Origin of the sequence: Inquilinus ginsengisoli (assembly GCF_050434925.1) — a bacterium.
GTDB lineage: Bacteria > Pseudomonadota > Alphaproteobacteria > DSM-16000 > Inquilinaceae > Inquilinus > Inquilinus ginsengisoli_B.
In genome coordinates this window covers 3,836,514-3,854,977 of sequence record NZ_JBNDJK010000001.1, presented here as the reverse complement: position 1 = coordinate 3,854,977, position 18,464 = coordinate 3,836,514, and the positions used below count along the sequence as shown (strand labels likewise).

Below are 18,464 nucleotides of genomic sequence, written 5' to 3'. Positions count from 1 at the left end.
CCCCCTCCGGCGGGAAGGTGCACCATCGGGCCGTGGGATCAAACCTTTAGTAGTTCGAGCGCAGCCCCGGCGTCGCCAGCTCGATGGCGTGGCCATCGGGATCGCGGAAATACAGGCTGCGGCCGCCGCGCCGCCAATGGGTCTCGCCGGCCAGCGGGACGCCCTCCCGCTCCAGCCGGGCGCGCCAGGCCGGCAGGTCCTCCGCGGCGACGGCGAAGGCCATGTGCAGCCGCCCCTGCCCTTCATGGCCCGGGATCGTGCCCTCGTCATCGACCATGCCATCGGAGGTCAGGCCGTGGCGGAACAGCAGCAGCGCGCCCTGGCGCCCGGCATCCAGCGCCGCCAGCCGCGGCGAGCGCGACAGCAGCTCCAGCCCCAGCACCCGCTGGTAGAACTCGGCGGCGCGGTCGACGTCCTCGACATAGAGGCAGGTCTCGGCCAGCCCGTTTACCCGCGCTTCCATCCCTCGGCTCCTCCGTTTCGGAAGGCCAGGGTGAGGCGGCGGCCTGCGCCGGTCCAATCGCGGTTTCTCACCCGCGGATGAGAACCGCTCATGCCCTCAGTCGGGCAGCACCTCGAACACCAGCGCCTTGGTCACCTGCAGCGGGTTGAAGTTGTCGTCGGACAGCACGACCAGGCTGCGGTGGCCGTTGGCCAGGTCCGGGCCCCAACCCATCGCCTCGAAATTGTCGAGGGCGACGCCGAGCGTGCCGAAATCCAGCAGCAGGGCCTTCTGCATCGCGAGCCAGCTGCCGTCGAGCAGCGAATCGAGCCTGGAGACATCCGTGGCCAGGGTGGGATCGGCGCGGTACAGCCGGATCGAGTTGCCGCGGCCCTGGGCGTAGGCGCGCTCCAGCACCAGGAACGTGCCGTCGCCGGCCGGCAGGATCTCCGACACGCCATTGTCGGCCAAGCCGCCCGGAAGCAGCGGCGCCACCGGGATCGGGTCGGTGACATAGACGTGCTCCGGCCCCGGGGCGCCGGTCGCCGTGTCGAAGCTGGCGAAGCGCACCGAGCTACCCCGGGCCAGCGAGGCTGCCGGCCCGTCCTGGACGAGGGCGTTCTCCAGCGACACGATCAGGGTGTGGCCGTCGGGCGAAAGCGCCAGCCCCTCGAACACCAGGTTGTCGCGCGGGCCGAGATCCTTGTCCTCGGAGACGCGGTAGCGCTGCGGCAGGTCGAAGCCGCGCTGCCAGCGCCCGTCCGGCGCGGCGACGCTGACGGCCGGGTCGATCCCGGCCTTCACGCCGCCCTCGCTGCTCCAGTACAGCAGGCCCGAGGCCGGGTCGCGGCGGATCGCCTCCGGATCGACACTCTTCGGCGCGAAGCTAGCGCCGGCCGCGTCGCGCAGGGTGGTCACGCCGGTCACGGCGATGCCGCGCACCGCCTCGGCGTCGTAATCGATGGCGAGCGTGTAGAACCGAGCCGGCGCCTTCTCCGACCGGTCGTCGCTGAGGGCGATCCACTGCCGGGCGGCCGGATTCCAGTCCAGCCCCGACAGGCCGCCGACCGTGGTGCCCTGATAATCCAGCCCCTTCGGCAGCGCCGCCTCGCCGATCAGCCGCAGCTGCCCGATCCCCTCCGCCCCGGCCGGCAGCGCGGCACAGGCCAGCAGCACGCCGAGCACGGCGATCCCGAATTTGCCCATAGACATTCTCCCCCGGACATTCGCGCGCCCTGTTGACCACGGCAGCGCGACAGCGGCATGACGAGCCTGTGTTGGCTTGATGACGGAGCGGCGGATGGACAACCCGGCGGCCACCCCGGCGAACAATTCCGCCCCGCTGCGGCGCAGCGAAGGTTTCGTCCGCGTCGACAGACGCAACCTTTACTGGCAACGACTCGATCCGCCCGGCAGTGCCGGGCGCCTCCCCATCCTTCTACTACATGAAGGGCTGGGCTCCGTCGCGCAATGGACGCGACGCGGCGTCGACATCGCGGCGCGGCTGGCCGCCGCGACCGGCCAGCCGGTGCTGGCACATGACCGGCTGGGCTTCGGCCGGTCCGACCCGCTGCCGGCGCCGCGCGGCACCGACTATCTCTATCAGGAAGGGCGCGAGACGCTGCCGCGGGTGATGGACGCGCTCGGGATCGACCGCGCCGGACTGGTCGGGCACAGCGACGGCGGCAGCATCGCGCTGATCTTCGCCGCTGCCCATCCCGGCCGCACCGCCTGGGTCGTGACCGAGGCCGCGCATGTCCTCGTCGAGGACGAGACCCTGGCCGGCATCGCCGTGGCTCATGCCGCGTTCCACGCTCCGAACTCCAGGCTGCGCGCCGTGCTGGCCCGCTATCACGGCGACAAGACGGATGTCACCTTCGCCAATTGGGCCGAGCTGTGGCCGACCCCCGGATTCCGCAGCTTCGACATGCGCGATGCGCTGCCCTCGATCCGCTGCCCGGTGCTGGCGCTGCAGGGGGCCGAGGACGAATACGGCACGCCGGCCCAGCTGGACGCGATAAAGGCTGGGGTTTCCGTCCCTTGCGAGACCTGGCTGGTGCCGGATTGCCGGCACGCGCCGCATTTCGAGGCGACCGAGCGGGTGCTACCCCGGATCGTCGATTTCGCAGTTGCGAACGGTTCTTAACCCGTTGCATTTGAACGGCTTGCGCGGACGCGCTACATGAAGGCCGCACAGCCCATTTCGCGATCAGCCTTCGACCGAAGGAGCCCTTCCGTGACCTTCACCGGACATGACACGCTCAAGACCCGCCGTCAGCTGACGGTCGATGGGAAGAGCTATGATTATTTCAGCCTCGAAGCCGCCCAAGCCCAACTCGGCGACGTCGCCCGCCTGCCCTTCTCGCTGAAGGTGCTGCTGGAGAACCTGCTGCGCTTCGAGGATGACCGGTCGGTCACGGTCGATGACGTCAAGGCGATGGCGCAGTGGCTGAAGGACCGCCGGTCCGACCGCGAGATCGCCTACCGCCCGGCCCGCGTGCTGATGCAGGACTTCACCGGCGTGCCGGCGGTGGTGGACCTCGCGGCGATGCGCCAGGCGATGGTCGCGCTGGGCGGCGACCCGCAGCGGATCAACCCGCTCTCGGCCGTCGACCTGGTGATCGACCACTCGGTCATGGTCGACGCCTTCGGCACCCCGAATGCCTTCCAGCAGAATGTCGACCTGGAGTTCGAGCGCAACCACGAGCGCTACGCCTTCCTGCGCTGGGGCCAGACCGCCTTCGACAATTTCCGCGTCGTCCCCCCCGGCACCGGCATCTGCCACCAGGTCAACCTGGAGTATCTGGCCCAGACCGTGTGGGTCGAGAAGGACCGCAACACCGGCAATCAGGTCGCCTATCCCGACACGCTGGTCGGCACCGACAGCCACACCACCATGGTCAACGGCCTGGCTGTGCTGGGCTGGGGCGTCGGCGGCATCGAGGCCGAGGCGGCAATGCTGGGCCAGCCGGTGTCGATGCTGATCCCCGAGGTGATCGGCTTCAAGATCACCGGCAAGCTGAAAGAAGGCATGACCGCCACCGATCTGGTGCTGACGGTCACCCAGATGCTGCGCAAGAAGGGCGTGGTCGGCAAGTTCGTCGAGTTCTACGGCGAGGGCCTGGACCACATGTCGCTGGCCGATCGCGCCACGATCGGCAACATGGCCCCGGAATACGGCGCCACCTGCGGCTTCTTCCCGATCGACGCCGAGACTCTGCGCTACCTGGAGTTCTCCGGCCGCGATCCGCACCGCGTCCGCCTGGTCGAGGCTTATGCCAAGGCCCAGGGCATGTGGCGCGACGCAAATTCGCCGGAGCCGGTCTACACCGACAGCCTGTCGCTGGACCTGGGCGACGTCGAGCCGTCGCTGGCCGGGCCGAAGCGGCCGCAGGACCGGGTCGCCCTGACCCAGGCCGCCAGCGCCTTCACCAAGCTGCTGGCCGATGCCGGCACCGCCCCGGCCCCGACCAAGGTGCTGGGCATGGACCATGACCTCGACCATGGCGACGTGGTGATCGCCGCGATCACCAGCTGCACCAACACCTCGAACCCGTCGGTGATGGTCGCGGCCGGCCTGGTGGCGCGCAAGGCGCGCGAGCGCGGTTTGACCCGCAAGCCCTGGGTGAAGACCTCGCTGGCCCCGGGCAGCCAGGTGGTCACGGAGTACCTGAACGCGGCCGGCCTGAACGTCGACCTGGACGCCGTCGGCTTCAACACCGTCGGCTATGGCTGCACCACCTGCATCGGCAATTCCGGCCCGCTGCCGGACGAGATCGCCGCCGCCGTCGAGGCGGGCAACCTGAACGTCGCCGCCGTCCTCTCTGGCAACCGCAACTTCGAGGGCCGGATCAGCCCGCATGTGCGGTCGAACTACCTGGCCTCGCCGCCGCTGGTGGTGGCCTACGCCCTGCTCGGTAGCATGACCAAGGACATCACCACCGAGCCGCTGGGCACCGGCAGCGACGGCCAGCCGGTCTATCTGAAGGACGTCTGGCCGACCGCGCAGGAGATTGCCGAGACGATCGAGCAGTGCCTGACGCCGGAGATGTTCCGCAGCCGCTACGCCAATGTGTTCGAGGGCCCGCAGGAGTGGCGGAGCATCGAGACGGTGGAGAGCGAGACCTACAACTGGAACCCGGGGTCGACCTACGTCCAGTACCCGCCCTTCTTCACCGGCATGCAGAAGGAGCCGGAGCCGCTGACCGACGTGCGCGGTGCCCGCCTGCTGGCCGTGCTGGCCGACAGTGTCACCACCGACCACATCTCGCCGGCCGGCTCGATCAAGAAGGACAGCCCGGCAGGCGAATACCTGCTGGAGCACCAGGTACGGCCGCTCGACTTCAACAGCTACGGCGCCCGCCGCGGCAACCATGAAGTGATGATGCGCGGCACCTTCGCCAACATCCGCATCAAGAACGAGTTGGTGCCGGGCGTCGAGGGTGGCTTCACCAAGCACCAGCCCTCGGGCGAGATGCTGCCGATCTACGACGCCTCGATGCGCTACCAGGCCGAGGGCGTGCCGCTGGTGATCATTGCCGGCAAGGAATACGGCACGGGCTCGAGCCGCGACTGGGCGGCCAAGGGTACCCGCCTCCTGGGCGTCAAGGCGGTGGTGGCGGAGAGCTTCGAGCGCATCCACCGGTCGAACCTGGTCGGCATGGGCGTTCTGCCGCTGCAGTTCACCGGCGGCACCACCCGGGCGGACCTCAAGCTCGACGGCACCGAGACCTTCGACATCCTCGGCATCGCCGAGGGGCTGAAGCCGCGGCAGGAGATGGTGCTGACCGTCACCCGCGCCGACGGCAGCCGCCAGGACGTGACCCTGCTCAGCCGCATCGATACGCTGGACGAGCTGGAATACTTCAAGAACGGCGGCATCCTGCAGTATGTGCTGCGCAGCATGGTGAAGGCGGCGTAGGCCCTTCCTCACCCCAGCGACTTCGGAGAAGCCCGGCGCGAGCCGGGCTTTTCTATTTCCGAGGCCGGCATGGCGGCAGCAGCGACGATCCGGCGCAGGCTGTGGCCATGAGGGAACCGAACCGCCGCTCGATCCTTGTTGGGCGGTGGCGACGGCACGGCCGGAAATTCGATTCCGGCGGAATAAGCGTCGCCATCCGGGCGTCCTAGGAAGGTCACCGGGTAGAGCAACAGCAACGAGGGGGCCGGATGCCCATCGATGAGATCGGCGCGGCGGCGCTGTCGACGCCGAACCAGGTTCTCGAAGTCACCACGGCGATCGTCGCCGCCCATCTGCGCGGAACCGCGACCTCGGCCGCGCATGTGCCGGACATCATCCGGCAGGTCTATGACGCCCTGACCGAGCTGGTCGAGGGCTCCGGGGCGGAGGAGGCGCCCCGCCCCGTGGGCGATGCAGCCCCGCGCCGCCAAATGGCCGAACCACTTGCGGACGCCGCGCTGCCCTGGCGCGAGACCACGGCCTTGCGGGGGATGCGCGCCGGCACCCGGATCGGCGAGAGCCCACGCGAGCGCTTCCGCTCACGGTCACGCTGACGCGGGATCACCGCAGCATCCGAACAAAAAAGGGCGGCGTCCGTCTCGGATGCCGCCCCTTTGTATCAGCCGTCGATGCGGACCGTCAGGAAACCTGCAGGTTCGCCGCCGACTCCCGGCCGTCACGGCCTCGCGCCAACTCGAACGTGACCTGCTGACCTTCGTTCAGGGACCGCAGCCCGGCCGCTTCCACCGCCGAGATGTGGACGAACACGTCCTTGCCGCCGTTGTCCGGCTGAATGAACCCGAAGCCCTTGGTGGTGTTGAACCACTTCACGGTACCAGTCGCCATACGTCTTCACTCCATAGGCAGCCGAAGCCGCCGTCGTTCACGGCCGAATGAGGTCCCGGCCGGTCGGCCAAGTGAGCCGAAGCCAGTCACATAGGCAGCGTTTTGGCCGTCGCCTAGTCACCCGATGCGATTCGACCGAAACTTGCGCGAGCACGCTGCGCGATGACTCAAGCCGCAACCGCGGATATGGTGGCCGGCCTCCTCGCTGTATCTGATTGAACATATCGAGAGACGCGGCTGGCGTCCGGCTGCGGAACAGCGGCGGAGGAAGGTCATGCGGCGGCTGGCGGTGGTAGTCATCGGATGCGTGCTGCTGGCGGTGCCCGCCGCAGCGGCGGATCAGGCCCTGACCTTGGACGGTGCCGGCAGCCTGCGCGGTGCCATGCTGCGGCTCGCCGAGGCCTTCCACAAATCCGGCGGCGCCGAGGTCACGGCGAGCTTCGGCCCCTCCGGCACGATGCGGGAGAAGATCGAGGCCGGCGACGAGGTCGACATCTTCACCTCGGCCGACACCGGCCATCCCCAGAGGCTGAACCAGGAGGGGCTGGGCGGGCCGCTGATGATATTCGCCCGCAACCGGCTGTGTGCCATCGCCGGGCCGAAGGCCGGGCTGATGGCCGACAACGTGCTCGACCGCGCCCTCGACCCGGCGGTCAGGCTGGGCACCTCGACGCCGAAGAGCGACCCGTCGGGCGACTACACCTGGGCCATGTTCCGCAAGGCCGAGGCGATCCGCCCGGGCGCCTTCGCCGCGCTGGACAACAAGGCGCTGCAACTGGTCGGGGCGCCCGACAGCGCGCGGAAGCTGGGCCTGCCCGAGGACGCCAACGCCGCCGCCTGGCTGATCGAGCACGACAAGGCCGACATGGTCCTCGGCTACTGCACCAGCGGCAAAACGGCGCAAGCGGAGCGGCCCGATCTCGTGGTGGTGCCGCTGCCGAAGGATCTGGCGGTCGGCGCCGCCTATGGGCTGACGGTGCTGAAGGACGCCCCGCCGGAAGCCTATCGCCTGGCGCTGTTCATCCTGTCCCCGGCCGGCCAGGCGATTCTGGCGGAATCAGGTTTCGATACGCCGACAGCCCCCTGAACCTTCACGCCCCATCGATTCTGACTTGAGATTCGACTCACCGAGCCTTCGGCGGCCGATCTGGAGCGCCGACTGTGACAAATTTGAATCTCCGGATGGAAGATTCTCAGAGATTATATTTTAGGCAGATTTCAGTTCGAGTATCCCAACGCCAATCCTGCTGCGGCATTCAGATTTTAAAACGATCACTCGCAAAATGCCGACGATCTCGCCGCTGGATTTCACATCGCACTCTGTGCGTAGACATAGAGGAAATCTTGTGATGATTCATGCAACGGTCATGATTCTGAGTATTATGCCTATGGGCATAAGGTTTCCAGCATACAGGAGTAATCAATCATGCCAAATCTGATCGTGGGAGGACTGGGCGACGACATTCTTGTCGGCGGTACAGGTGACGATCTGATCATCGACCCCTGGGGCCACGACCGGATCAACGGCGACCTGGGCAACGACACCATCCTGGCGGGCGAAGGCAACGACGTCGCCAAGGGCGGCAGCGGCGACGACCATGTCGATGGCGGCTCAGGCAACGACCTGATCCAGGGTAACGACGGCGCCGACACCCTCACCGGCAATCTCGGCGACGACACCATCCGCGGCGGCGCCCAGGCCGACCATATCAACGGCGACCAGGGCAACGACACCGTCTATGGCGAGGACGGCGACGACTTCGTCTTCGGCGGCCAGAACATCGACCATGTCTATGGCGGTGCCGGCAACGACCACGTCTTCGGCAGCGAGGGCAACGACGCCGTCTATGGCGGCCTGGGCAACGACGTCCTCGCCGGCGACAACGGCCGCGACACGGCCCGCACCGATGTCGGCGAAGGCAGCGACAAGCTCTATGGCGACGCCGGCAACGACACCCTCATCAGCGGCGACGGCAAGGACTACCTCACCGGCGGCGCCGGCGACGACACCTTCCTGTTCCGCTTCCACGACCCGAAGGCCGGCTCGATCCAGGGCTTCAGCAACGTCACGGATTTCGATCCGAGCCATGACAGCTTCGCCTTCGATGCGGCCGGCCTCGGCCGCGACGGCGTCGGCGCCAACTTCGTCGACAACGGCGACGGCACGTCCGGCGGCGCGGTGACCAGCTTCTTCAGCGGCGCCGCGGCCGACGCCCATGGCGAATCGGTGGTGGTCGTGACCGACAAGGGCTTCGCCTCGGCCGATGCCGCCGCCAAGGGGATCTCGGGCGAGACCGCCGGCGACATCATCGCCTATTACGACAGCGCCACCAGCACCGCCAACCTGGCCTATGTCACCTCGGCCGACCACGCGGACACCTTCGTCCATCTGACGAATGTGCACAGCGTGGCCGACCTGGCGGCCCTGGGGCTGACCGCGTCGGACTTCACCTACGTCTGATCCGGAACGTCCCGGCAGACCCGCGCCCCGCCGTTCGCGGCGGGGCGCTTCCTTTCTGGCGGCTAGCCCTGGGCCGCGAGCTTGTCCTGGGTCCGGGTCGCGAAGTCGCCGGCGTCGTGGCGCTCATGCAACTGCTCCGACGGGTCGCCGCTGAGGCGGTTGACGATGCGGCCGCGCTTCACCGCCGGCCGGGCGTCGATCGCCTTGGCCCAGCGCTGCACGTTCTTATAGGTCTGCACATCCAGGAACTCCGCCGCGCCATAGGCCCGGCCCAGCGCCAGGCCGCCGAACCAGGGCCAGTTCGCCATGTCAGCGATGGTGTACTGGTCGCCGGCGACGTATTCGGTCTCGGCCAGCCGGCGGTCGAGCACGTCGAGCAGGCGCTTGGCCTCCATGGCGTAGCGGTTGATGGCGTATTCGATCTTGGTCGGGGCATAGGCGTAGAAATGGCCGAAGCCGCCGCCGAGGAAGGGCGCGCTGCCCATCTGCCAGAACAGCCAGGACAGGGTCTCGGCGCGGGCCGCGGCCGCTTCCGGCAGGAAGGCGCCGAATTTCTCGGCGAGATGGACCAGGATGGCGCCGGATTCGAAGATCCGGATCGGGGTCGGGCCGCTGCGGTCGACCAGCGCCGGGATCTTCGAGTTCGGGTTGATCTCGACGAAGCCGCTGCCGAACTGCTCGCCGTCGCCGATCCGGACCGGCCAGGCGTCGTATTCGGCGCCGCTGCGGCCGGCGGCCAGCAGCTCCTCGAACAGGATGGTGACCTTCTGGCCGTTCGGCGTGGCCAGCGAGTAGAGCTGGAACGGGTGGCGGCCGACCGGCAGGGCCTTGTCATGCGTCGGGCCGGCGATCGGGCGGTTGATGTTGGCGAACTGGCCGCCGCTCGCCTTGTCCCAGGTCCAGACCTTCGGCGGCACGTAGTCGGAGGAATCACTCATTCTCTTGGCTCCCGGTGGGGCGGAGAGGATTGCGGCGTTCGTTGGAGCGTCGACCCTAGACCGCGATCGCCGCGGAATGAAGCATTTCTGTTGCCATCACGTTCACGTTCCGGGTTTGTCCTGTTCACAGGGCGACGGCGGCGCCCGGTCGGCGGCGGTGTAGCGCAGCAGCAGGCGCTGCAGCCGGCCGCGGCTGCCGTCGGCGGAGAAGTCGACCGCAGTCAGCGCCACCTGGGCTGAGGGGAAGCGCCACAGCCGCGTGACCAGGCCGGATTCGACCACGCAGCTCTCGGCCGGCGGCCCCAGCCGGGCGTGCAGGTCGTTGACGAAGGATTGCAGCTCGCCCGGGCCGGGGATCGGCGGGCGCCGCTCGAACAGGATCTGGACCAGCCTTCCGTCCTTGCGCGCCAGCTCCGGCACCAGGTCGAAGGCGATGCCGCCGACCACCACGTTCTGCACCATGCGTTCGGCATAGAGCGGCCCGAAATCCCAGGGCGGCGAGAGGGGCACGGCCTGCGGCAGGGCGGTGTCGACCTGCTGCGCCGTCATGCCCCAGGTCAGGTTCTCCCAGCCGCGGATGTCGGTCTCCGCGGCGACGGCATGGGCGGCGAGGAGAAGCCAGGCCGGCGCGAGAGCCAGGCCGAGGCCCCTCATCCCCGGTGCACGACATGCGGCCGCGGCCCGTCGATGCGCGGCCAGCGGATGAAGGCGATGACCCAGAGCACGATGACGTCGAGATAGGGCACCAGCAGCAGGATCGACCACAACGGCGTCACCCGCGCCTTGACCAGCGCATAGGCGGCGAAGCTCATCAGCAGCACGATGTAGATGCCGATGATCAGGTTGATGCCCCAATGCGGGAAGGTCGCCATCCAGCCGGGGCCGTAGAAGGACGACAGCGCCTCGAGCACATCGCTCATCGCTTGCCCTCCCCCAGCGCCGCCACCACCGGCCAGCGCCGGAACAGCAGCACGGCGAAGACCAGCATGACGCCGACATGCGGCACCAGGGCCAGCAGCGCCCAGCCGCGGGCCAGGCCGGCGCGGGCGAGGATGCGGGCCAGGGCCGGCATCGCCAGCAGGGCGAAGAGCAGCGCCCAGGCGCCCGGGGTCTGGAAGAATTCGGCGAGGGTCATGCGCGGTGGATCAGTGCACGGCCGCCGGGGCGGCAGCGCGGGCCGAGGCGCGCTGGCGCACGCTGTCCGACTTCAGCTGGCCGCAGGCGGCGAGGATGTCGCTGCCGCGCGGCGTCCGGATCGGGCTGGCGTAGCCGGCCTCCATCAGGATGTCGGCGAAGCGCTCGATCGCGTCGGGCGTCGAGCATTCGAACGGCGCGCCCGGCCAGGGGTTGAAGGGGATCAGGTTCATCTTGGCCGGGATGCCCTTGAGGATGCGCACCAGCTGGCGGGCATCGGCCGGGGTGTCGTTGACGTCCTTCAGCATCACGTATTCGAAGGTGATGCGGCGGGCGTTGTTGACGCCGGGATATTCGCGGCAGGCGTCCAGCAGCTCCTTAACCGGGTACTTCTTGTTGATCGGCACGATCTGGTCGCGCAGCTCGTCGGTCACCGCGTGCAGCGACACCGCCAGGTTGACGCCAAGCTCCTCGCCGCAGCGCTTCATCATCGGCACCACGCCGGCGGTCGACAGGGTGATGCGGCGGCGCGAGATCGCGATGCCCTCCGGATCCATCACCAGCTTCAGCGCGCGCTTCACATTCTCGAAATTGTACAGCGGCTCGCCCATCCCCATCATGACGATGTTGGTGAGCTGGCGGTCGTCCCCTTCCCGCCCCCAGTCTTCGAGGATGTCGCGGGCCAGCATGACCTGGCTGACGATCTCCGCCGCCTCGAGGTTGCGCACCAGGCGCTGGGTGCCGGTGTGGCAGAACTTGCAGGTCAGGGTGCAGCCGACCTGGGAGGAGACGCAGAGCGTGCCGCGGTCCTCCTCCGGGATGTGCACCGATTCGATCTCCTGGCCGTCTTCCATCCGGGCCAGCCACTTCTTGGTGCCGTCGAAGGAGTTCTGCTGCCGCACCACCTGCAGCCGGTCGAGGGCGTAGCCGTCCGCCAGCTTGGCGCGCAGGCTCTTGGCCATGTCGCTCATCGCCTGGAAATCGGTGGCGCCGTGCTTGTAGATCCAGCCGAACAGCTGGCGCGCGCGGAATGCCGGCTCGCCCATCCCTGCCAGCGTCTCCGCCAGCTCGGCACGGTCGAGCCCGACCAGGTTGATGCGGCCATCGGCGCGGGTCGCGGGCGGCGCGAAGGTGGTGGCGTGCGTTTCGATACCCATGGGACCTCCGGAAGGCCCTGAAATGGCGACGGCCCCTCCCCAAGGGAAGGGGCCGCGCTGTTTTACATGAACCGATGCGGTCTGACGACTGCGGGGTCGGGACCCTGCGGTCAGGCGCCGCAGGCTTTGTTGATCTCGCCCAGCGCCGCCGAGATACCGGCGAGGGAGAAGGTGTAGTTGGTGCCGGTGCCGCGCGAGGAGGTGGCCTTGACCGTCATGGTCGAGCCGCCCTTCATCGCGTTGACCAGCGCGTCATCCGCCGCGGCGTCGCGCGACCAGGCGGTGTTGCCGTCGGTGAACAGCTGGAAGTTCTTGCCGCCGATCGTGAGGGTGACGTCGGCGCCCTGCTTCAGCGTGTAGCCGACCTGCAGGCTGACCACGTTCTTCTGCTTCTCCGCCGGCCGGTTGGTGACCAGGATGAAGACGTCGCCATGGCGGACATTGGCGGGCTCGGACTTGGTCGGCTTGCTGGCGATGTAGCAGGCCTTGCCGCCATTCTCGCTGAACTGGAAGGCGTGCCAGTCGCGACTGGAGGAGATGTACTGCACGTTCTGCGCCGAGGCCGTGCCCGGCACGGCGACGCCGGCCGCCATGGCAAGCCCGGCCAGGGCACCGAGGACAAACTTGCGAGGACGGGTTCTCAGCATAGCGCCACTCTGTTTCGGGGTTGCAAGGCTGGACGACGCGGCCCGATGCGACCCCACGACATACATGGATTTGTGCGCGACGGGAACCACCCGAACGCATGCTGCATTGTTGATCCGGTCCGACCGGCCGCCGGATGGCGATGGCGGGCACCGGACCGGCGTCCTTCCCTCATCTGAGGCGCAGGCGCCTCCGACCTCTCCCGCTGGGTGGGACTTTTCTGGAATGCCGCCGTTCGAGCCAATCCATCCCTTCTTCTCTCCCCCTCCCCTCGTGGGAGTGGGGGTATCGCCGTCGAGGCTGGCCTGAACTCTGACGCTACGGCCATGACGGCAAGGCCTGTCCTCTGCGCAGTCGCGCGCGGACGCGCGCAGACCCCTCCCCAACCCCCTCCCGCAAGGGGAGGGGGAGTGTGTAAGGCTGCGTTCGCGAATGCTGGAGGTTGGTAAAAGCGGGTGAGTTCGCGGGGGTCAGCCCGTGTCCGGCGGCTTGGGCTTGCGGCGGCCGGTGCCGGCCGGGCGGAGCTCGGGCGGATCTTCCCGATCATCGTCCTCGCCATCCTCCGGCGGGATGAAGCCGTAATGCTCCATCGCCTCGTCGGCCATCTCCAGCCAGCGCTCCACCTCCGGCGGGAATCCCCAGCGCCGGCACAGGGCGGCCACCGCGACCTCCGGCCGGCTGGCTGCGATCAGCTCGGCCACCTCCGGCCGCTCGACCCGCTCGCAGACCTCGGCGACGCGGCGGTCGACCTCCTCATCGTCCTCGGACACCTCATAGGCGGCAGCCAGCATCGCCAGCTTCACCCGCAGGTCGTGCCAGTCCTCCTGGGCCGATTCGCGCTTCGCCGCGGCCTTGCGCCGCTCGCCGCGATGGCCGGCGAACTTGTCCTCCAAGAGCAGGGTCAGCCGCAGCGACTTGGTGATGACGGCGATCCGCTGGCCATAGTCGATGCCGGGCTGCGGCGCCTCGACCGCCTCGGTGCGGGTCGCCTCCATGATCTCCATGTGGATCTCGGCCGCCCGGGCGAGCATGCGCAGATGCCGCGCCGCCCGCTCCTCCTGGGGAGTGGCCGGGGCTTCCGACATCCGATCGGTCTGCGCCTTGTCCATGGAACATAGCATGAACGAGAGTCGCAAGCGAGCGCAATGAACATTGTGTTAACCGCCAGACCGTCGGGAGATCCGTGGCGTTCAGCAGACACGGATGAAAGCGGACCGGGCGCGCCCAGCGCCCGGTCCGTCAGGAACGCTACAGCACGAAATCCGCCGCTGTCAGGGCGTGGTCGGAGTAGACGGTGATGATCGAATCCTGCGTCCTGTCACCGCTGGTCTCGAGATAGACGCCCTGGCGACCATCGTCGAACGTCACCACCCGCAGCTGGCCGGCACCGGCGGTGAAGTTGCCGGTGCCGAAGGTGAAGGCGGTGTCGCCATTGGCCGGGTTGCCGTCGGCGTCGATGCCGGACAGGTCGATCCTGTCGCCGGCGGCGAAGTCCAGGATCGTGTCCTTGCCCGCGGCGGCCACGGTGCTGTCGCCGATCGCGGTGTAGACGAAGCTGTCATTGCCGGCCCCGCCCTTGAGCGTGTCGGCCCCGGCCGCGCCGGTGAGCACGTCGTCGCCGGCGCTGCCCCAGAGCCCGTTGTTGCCGGCGTCGCCGCTCAGCGTGTCGTTGGAGTTGGACCCGATCAGTTGCTCGATGCCGGTCAGGGTGTCGCCCTGGGCGTCGCCGCCGGTGCCGGCGCCGACGGCAAGGTCGACCGTGACCCCGGCCCGGCTGGCGGTGTAGGACGCGACGTCGATGCCGGCGCCGCCGGTCAGGGCATCGGCGCCGGCCGCGCCCTGGAGCTTGTCGTTGTCGGCACCACCATCGATCTGGTCATTGCCGGCGCCGCCCCAGAGCGAGTCGATATCGGCCCCGCCGGAGACGATGTCGTCCTCGCTGCCGGCGTCGATGGAATCGCTGCCGGCGCCGCCATTGATGGTGTCGGCCCCGGCACCGCCATGCAGGATGTTGGCACCGCCGCTGCCGGTGAGCTGGTCCGCATTGCCGGAGCCGATGAGGTTCTCGATGCCGGTCAGCGTGTCGCCGGCAGCGTCGCCGCCGGCGGCAGTGGCGGCCTGCAGGTTGACCGTGACCGCGGCGGCCGAGCCTTCGTAGCTGGCGAAATCCGACCCGTCGCCGCCGTTGAGGGTGTCGGCACCCGCGCCGCCGCGGAGCGTGTCGTCGCCGGCACCGCCGGCCAGCGCATTGGCCCCCGCGGCGCCGATCAGGGTGTCGTTCAGCGTCGAACCGTTCAGGTTCTCGATCGTCGCCAGCGTGTCGCCCTCGGCGGAGCCGCCGGTGCCGGTGCCCGCGGCCAGGTCGACCGTGACGCCGGCCGTCGAGTCGCCATAGCCCGCCGTATCGACGCCGGCGCCGCCGACCAGGGTGTCGGCGCCGAGGCCGCCACGCAAGCCGTCATTCCCGTCATGCCCGTTGAGCTCGTTGGCGCCGGCATCGCCGACCAGCCCGTCGTCGAAGATGGTGCCGGTGATGCTCTCGATGCTGGTCAGCGTGTCGCCCGCGGCCTGGCCGCCATAGACCCCGGTCTCCAGGTTGACGGTCACGGCCTCCGATTGCCCTTCCAGGCTGTAGTCGACGGTGTCGTGGCCGTCGCCGCCGTCGATGTCGTCGTTGCCGAACGCTCCGGCATCCCCGCCGCCGCTCCCGCCGGCCAGGTGGTCGTCGCCGGCCCCGCCGTCGACGGTGTCGTCACCCTGATGGGCGTGGATGTAGTTCACCCCGGCATCGCCGGTCAGCGTGTCGCCGACCGTGGTGCCTTCGAGATTCTCGATCCCGTCGAAGGTGTCGCCCGCGGCATTGCCGCCGGTGGCGGTGTTGGTCTCCAGATTCACCGTGACCCCGACGGTCTCGCCGGAATAGTTGGCGGTGTCGCTGCCGGCGCCCCCGGTCAGGGCATCGGCCCCGGCCCTGCCAAACAGATTGTCATCGCCATCACCGCCGTCGAGGACGTTGACGCCGGCGGTGCCGGTCAGGGTGTCGTTGAAGGCGGAGCCGCGCAGGTTCTCGATCGCGGTCAGGGTGTCGCCCGCGGCGTCGCCGCCCGTGGCGGTGCCGGCGGTCAGGTCGACCGCGACCGCGGCGGCCGAGGTGGAGTAGCTCGCCGTGTCGACATCGGCGCCGCCATTGAGGCTGTCGGCGCCCGCGCCGCCGCGGAGCGTGTCGTCGCCGGCGCCGCCGGCCAGTGCATTGGCCCCCGCGGCACCGATCAGCGTGTCGTCGAAGCCCGAGCCGTTCAGGTTCTCGATCGTCGCCAGCGTGTCGCCTTCGGCATCGCCGCCGGTACCGGTGCCGGCCTCGAGGTCGACCGTGACCCCAACCGCCGAGGTGCCATAACCCGCGGTGTCGATGCCGGCGCCGCCGATCAAGGTGTCGGCCCCGCCGCCGCCGCGCAGCCCGTCATCGCCGTCATGGCCGTTGAGGACATTGGCCCCGGCGTCGCCGACGATGGCGTCGTCGAAGGTGGTGCCGGTGACGTTCTCGATGCTGGTGTAGATGTCGTCCGCGGCCACGCCGCCTTTGACGCCGGTCTCCAGGTTGACGCTCACCGCGGCCTGCTGGCCCTCGCGGCTGTAGTCGACCGTGTCGTTGCCGTCGCCGCCGTTCAGGGTGTCGGCGCCATAGGTCGCGCCGGTGCCGGCGCCGCTGCCGCCGGAGAGGATGTCGTCGCCAGCGCCGCCATTCAGGATGTCATTGCCAGGGCTGCCATGCAGCCAGTTGTCCCGGGCGTCGCCGGTGATCGTGTCGTTGAGGCCGCTGCCGACGACATTCTCGATGCCGGTGAAGCTGTCCCCCGCGGCATCCCCGCCGGAGGCGGCGCCGGTGCCAAGATTGATCACGACGGCGGCGGCCGAGCTGCCGTAGCTGATCGCGTCGATGCCGTCGCCGCCATTCAGCACGTCGGCGCCGCCGACGCCTTCCAGAGTGTCATTGCCGGCCAGGCCATTGATGGTGTCCGCGGCGGCGGTGCCGCTGAGACCGTCGTTGCCGGCGGTGCCGTTAAGGTTCGCCATGGTTTCCTCCTAGGGCAGAATTCCCAGAACTAAGATGTATTAAGAAAAACTCTGGTTCCGTAAAGTTGACAGAAGAATCTGATAAGCCCTAATGATTCAGTTTAAACAAAATTATGACCGACATAGAAATTAAACGCCGAAAATCTCAATGAAATATGATTTCAAGCCGTGGGTTCGATTGTTTCAAACCATCAATAATAGGACTATTATCGGAGATACTCTCGGCATCTCTCGAAAAATGCGTCGATTCTACTGGGCACGATCAGCGGCATCAGCACATATGATCGGTGCGATGCGGCGCATCCCGCGGAGCCGGCGTGCCTCGGCAGCCCGGCGGAGCCGGGCAGCACGGAACGGCAATCGATTGCCGAATAATGGCAACGTTACCGCCCTTTGCAACAGCTTTTTCCCGGGTCTAATGGACGGCGCGTCGGCCGCGGGACCGCGTGGCCGGCGGCAAACGGGAAAGATCGCGCAGGATCATGGCCAGGCGGCCCCGGGACAGCCAGACGTTCGGACCGCTGATGCGCGATGCCGCGCGGCTGGCCGGCGTCGCGACATCGACGGTCAGCCGCGCCCTGGCCAATCCCGGCCGGGTCAACGAGAAGACGCGCCGCCGGATCGTCGCGGCGGTCGAGCAGCTCGGCTACGTCCCCAACGCCGCCGCCCGGAACCTGCGGGTCGGCACGTCCAACATCGTCATGGCCATCCTGTCGGAGCCGGCGATCGCCAACGGCGCCTCGCAGATCGTCCCCGAGGTGCTGCAGAGCGTCGCCTCGACCCTCTCGGACAACGGCTTCAGCCTGCTGATCGCCGGCCGCAACCGATCGGCGGCGGCGGAACGGCACATCCCCGACCTGGCGGTCGGCGGCATCGTCCGCGGCGCCATCCTGATCGGCGCTGCGGAGCTGCCGCCGCATGGCCAGCAGTCGCTCGCCAATGCCGGCATCCCGATCGTGTCGGTGCTGCAGGACCGCAGCGCCGCCGGGATCCCGAGCGTGATCGCCGACGACCGCAAGGCCATGCGCGAGGCGGTGCTGCACCTGATCGGGCTGGGCCACCGGACGTTCTTCTATATCGCCGGGCCGGAAGGCAGCTATCACGAGGCCGAGCGGTTCGGCGGGTTGGCCGAGGCGCTGGCGGCGGCCGGCCTGCCCGGCCGAGCAGTGGTCCGCCACGGCGGCGGCCATGCGTTCCAGGACGGCTTCCCGAGCGGCGTCGACGCCGCCCGGGCCTATCTGGCGCTGACGCCGCGCCCGACGGCGGCGGCCGCCTGCTGGGACGACGCCGCGATCGCCTTCATGAGCACGGTCCGGTCGCAGGGCGTGGCCGTGCCCCGCGACCTCTCCGTCCTGGGCTTCGACGGCGTCCCGGTCGGCGCCTTCTGCGAGCCGCCTTTGGCCACGCTGCGGCAGCCGACGGCGGATCTCGGGGCCAAGGCCGCGGAGATCCTGCTGCAGTTGCTGGACGGCGACGCCGCCGATCCGCCGCTGAAGACGACGCTGCCGAACCAATTGCTGCTGCGGGCCAGCACGGCCGCGCCGAAGCGCGGCGGCCGCAAGGTCGCGCCCGCCGTGACATCCGGGCATCGGCCGAACTCAACGAGCCCCCCTCCCCTCGCGGGAGGCGGTAGGGGGTTTTCGAAGCCCGGAACCGGTCCGGGCTCTGGCGATCCGGTTCCGACGGCGAAGCCTGTCCTTCGCGCATTCGCGCGCGGACGCGCAAACCCCTCCCCCTGCCCCCCTCCCGCAAGGGGAGGGGGGGACCAAAAAGGAAGCGGGCTTCAGCTATTTTGAGAGGGGCTGGG

At 68.8% G+C, this 18,464-nt stretch carries 17 protein-coding genes; 6 read left to right on the top strand and 11 right to left on the bottom strand.

Features of this window, described 5'->3' with window-relative positions; translation table 11 throughout:
- Positions 1-46 precede the first annotated feature (46 nt).
- Positions 47-463, bottom strand: coding sequence for a VOC family protein (locus tag QFZ27_RS18280; RefSeq protein ID WP_429227807.1), 417 nt, complete (start codon positions 461-463; stop codon positions 47-49).
- Between the two features lie 96 nt (positions 464-559).
- Positions 560-1,648, bottom strand: a complete 1,089-nt coding sequence (locus tag QFZ27_RS18275; RefSeq protein ID WP_429227806.1) for an esterase-like activity of phytase family protein — start codon at positions 1,646-1,648, stop codon at positions 560-562.
- A gap of 94 nt (positions 1,649-1,742) precedes the next feature.
- Here QFZ27_RS18275 and QFZ27_RS18270 point away from each other — a divergent pair, with 94 nt between their 5' ends.
- The 3 genes from QFZ27_RS18270 (at position 1,743) to QFZ27_RS18260 (ending at position 5,956) form a co-directional block, all read left to right on the top strand.
- Positions 1,743-2,588 (top strand): alpha/beta fold hydrolase, encoded by an 846-nt coding sequence (locus QFZ27_RS18270; RefSeq protein ID WP_429227805.1) that lies wholly within the window; start codon positions 1,743-1,745, stop codon positions 2,586-2,588.
- A 36-nt stretch (positions 2,589-2,624) separates the two neighbouring features.
- Positions 2,625-5,363, top strand: coding sequence for an aconitate hydratase AcnA (gene acnA / locus QFZ27_RS18265; RefSeq protein ID WP_429227804.1), 2,739 nt, complete (start codon positions 2,625-2,627; stop codon positions 5,361-5,363).
- 248 nt (positions 5,364-5,611) lie between these two features.
- Positions 5,612-5,956, top strand: coding sequence for a MucR family transcriptional regulator (locus QFZ27_RS18260; protein WP_429227803.1), 345 nt, complete (start codon positions 5,612-5,614; stop codon positions 5,954-5,956).
- Positions 5,957-6,041: 85 nt separating this feature from the next.
- Here the strand turns inward: QFZ27_RS18260 and QFZ27_RS18255 are convergent, their stop codons facing one another.
- Positions 6,042-6,248 carry a cold-shock protein gene (locus tag QFZ27_RS18255; protein WP_138887178.1) on the bottom strand — a complete coding sequence of 69 codons (207 nt, stop codon included), beginning with the start codon at positions 6,246-6,248 and terminating at the stop codon, positions 6,042-6,044.
- A 274-nt stretch (positions 6,249-6,522) separates the two neighbouring features.
- Between QFZ27_RS18255 and QFZ27_RS18250 the strand changes: the two genes are divergently transcribed.
- Together QFZ27_RS18250 and QFZ27_RS18245 are read left to right on the top strand one after the other, a co-directional pair.
- Positions 6,523-7,335 carry a molybdate ABC transporter substrate-binding protein gene (locus QFZ27_RS18250; RefSeq protein ID WP_429227802.1) on the top strand — a complete coding sequence of 271 codons (813 nt, stop codon included), beginning with the start codon at positions 6,523-6,525 and terminating at the stop codon, positions 7,333-7,335.
- 339 nt (positions 7,336-7,674) lie between these two features.
- Positions 7,675-8,709 carry a calcium-binding protein gene (locus QFZ27_RS18245; RefSeq protein ID WP_429227801.1) on the top strand — a complete coding sequence of 345 codons (1,035 nt, stop codon included), beginning with the start codon at positions 7,675-7,677 and terminating at the stop codon, positions 8,707-8,709.
- A 62-nt stretch (positions 8,710-8,771) separates the two neighbouring features.
- Here the strand turns inward: QFZ27_RS18245 and yghU are convergent, their stop codons facing one another.
- The 8 genes from yghU to QFZ27_RS18205 form a co-directional block, all read right to left on the bottom strand.
- On the bottom strand, positions 8,772-9,647 hold the full coding sequence (yghU, locus tag QFZ27_RS18240; protein ID WP_429227800.1) for a glutathione-dependent disulfide-bond oxidoreductase: 876 nt from the start codon (positions 9,645-9,647) through the stop codon (positions 8,772-8,774).
- Positions 9,648-9,749: 102 nt separating this feature from the next.
- Positions 9,750-10,301 carry a hypothetical protein gene (locus QFZ27_RS18235; RefSeq protein ID WP_429227799.1) on the bottom strand — a complete coding sequence of 184 codons (552 nt, stop codon included), beginning with the start codon at positions 10,299-10,301 and terminating at the stop codon, positions 9,750-9,752.
- Positions 10,298-10,567, bottom strand: coding sequence for a hypothetical protein (locus QFZ27_RS18230; RefSeq protein WP_429227798.1), 270 nt, complete (start codon positions 10,565-10,567; stop codon positions 10,298-10,300). The genes QFZ27_RS18235 and QFZ27_RS18230 overlap by 4 nt, the downstream gene beginning before the upstream one ends.
- Positions 10,564-10,782: a hypothetical protein gene (locus tag QFZ27_RS18225; RefSeq protein ID WP_429227797.1), complete on the bottom strand. Its 219-nt coding sequence runs from the start codon at positions 10,780-10,782 to the stop codon at positions 10,564-10,566. The genes QFZ27_RS18230 and QFZ27_RS18225 overlap by 4 nt, the downstream gene beginning before the upstream one ends.
- Positions 10,783-10,792: 10 nt before the next feature.
- Positions 10,793-11,938 carry a dual-specificity RNA methyltransferase RlmN gene (gene rlmN / locus QFZ27_RS18220; RefSeq protein WP_429227796.1) on the bottom strand — a complete coding sequence of 382 codons (1,146 nt, stop codon included), beginning with the start codon at positions 11,936-11,938 and terminating at the stop codon, positions 10,793-10,795.
- 110 nt (positions 11,939-12,048) lie between these two features.
- The gene (locus QFZ27_RS18215; RefSeq protein ID WP_429227795.1) at positions 12,049-12,585 is read right to left on the bottom strand and encodes an invasion associated locus B family protein; all 537 of its coding nucleotides are present in this window, start codon (positions 12,583-12,585) and stop codon (positions 12,049-12,051) included.
- Between the two features lie 468 nt (positions 12,586-13,053).
- A complete protein-coding gene (locus tag QFZ27_RS18210) occupies positions 13,054-13,692 on the bottom strand; it encodes a hypothetical protein (protein ID WP_429227794.1) in 639 nt (212 codons plus the stop codon).
- 139 nt (positions 13,693-13,831) lie between these two features.
- A complete protein-coding gene (locus QFZ27_RS18205) occupies positions 13,832-16,657 on the bottom strand; it encodes a beta strand repeat-containing protein (RefSeq protein ID WP_429227793.1) in 2,826 nt (941 codons plus the stop codon).
- Between the two features lie 482 nt (positions 16,658-17,139).
- Here QFZ27_RS18205 and QFZ27_RS18200 point away from each other — a divergent pair, with 482 nt between their 5' ends.
- A complete protein-coding gene (locus tag QFZ27_RS18200; protein WP_429227792.1) occupies positions 17,140-18,453 on the top strand; it encodes a LacI family DNA-binding transcriptional regulator in 1,314 nt (437 codons plus the stop codon).
- Positions 18,454-18,464 lie beyond the last annotated feature (11 nt).

Excerpts from the sequence above, each read along its gene's own strand:
- QFZ27_RS18280 (WP_429227807.1), bottom strand. The coding sequence starts at position 463 with ATGGAAGCGCGGGTAAACGGGCTGGCCGAGACCTGCCTCTATGTCGAG.
- QFZ27_RS18275 (WP_429227806.1), bottom strand. The coding sequence starts at position 1,648 with ATGGGCAAATTCGGGATCGCCGTGCTCGGCGTGCTGCTGGCCTGTGCC.
- QFZ27_RS18270 (WP_429227805.1), top strand. The coding sequence starts at position 1,743 with ATGGACAACCCGGCGGCCACCCCGGCGAACAATTCCGCCCCGCTGCGG.
- acnA (WP_429227804.1), top strand. The coding sequence starts at position 2,625 with ATGAAGGCCGCACAGCCCATTTCGCGATCAGCCTTCGACCGAAGGAGC.
- QFZ27_RS18260 (WP_429227803.1), top strand. The coding sequence starts at position 5,612 with ATGCCCATCGATGAGATCGGCGCGGCGGCGCTGTCGACGCCGAACCAG.
- QFZ27_RS18255 (WP_138887178.1), bottom strand. The coding sequence starts at position 6,248 with ATGGCGACTGGTACCGTGAAGTGGTTCAACACCACCAAGGGCTTCGGG.
- QFZ27_RS18250 (WP_429227802.1), top strand. The coding sequence starts at position 6,523 with ATGCGGCGGCTGGCGGTGGTAGTCATCGGATGCGTGCTGCTGGCGGTG.
- QFZ27_RS18245 (WP_429227801.1), top strand. The coding sequence starts at position 7,675 with ATGCCAAATCTGATCGTGGGAGGACTGGGCGACGACATTCTTGTCGGC.
- yghU (WP_429227800.1), bottom strand. The coding sequence starts at position 9,647 with ATGAGTGATTCCTCCGACTACGTGCCGCCGAAGGTCTGGACCTGGGAC.
- QFZ27_RS18235 (WP_429227799.1), bottom strand. The coding sequence starts at position 10,301 with ATGAGGGGCCTCGGCCTGGCTCTCGCGCCGGCCTGGCTTCTCCTCGCC.
- QFZ27_RS18230 (WP_429227798.1), bottom strand. The coding sequence starts at position 10,567 with ATGAGCGATGTGCTCGAGGCGCTGTCGTCCTTCTACGGCCCCGGCTGG.
- QFZ27_RS18225 (WP_429227797.1), bottom strand. The coding sequence starts at position 10,782 with ATGACCCTCGCCGAATTCTTCCAGACCCCGGGCGCCTGGGCGCTGCTC.
- rlmN (WP_429227796.1), bottom strand. The coding sequence starts at position 11,938 with ATGGGTATCGAAACGCACGCCACCACCTTCGCGCCGCCCGCGACCCGC.
- QFZ27_RS18215 (WP_429227795.1), bottom strand. The coding sequence starts at position 12,585 with ATGCTGAGAACCCGTCCTCGCAAGTTTGTCCTCGGTGCCCTGGCCGGG.
- QFZ27_RS18210 (WP_429227794.1), bottom strand. The coding sequence starts at position 13,692 with ATGGACAAGGCGCAGACCGATCGGATGTCGGAAGCCCCGGCCACTCCC.
- QFZ27_RS18205 (WP_429227793.1), bottom strand. The coding sequence starts at position 16,657 with ATGGCGAACCTTAACGGCACCGCCGGCAACGACGGTCTCAGCGGCACC.
- QFZ27_RS18200 (WP_429227792.1), top strand. The coding sequence starts at position 17,140 with ATGGCCAGGCGGCCCCGGGACAGCCAGACGTTCGGACCGCTGATGCGC.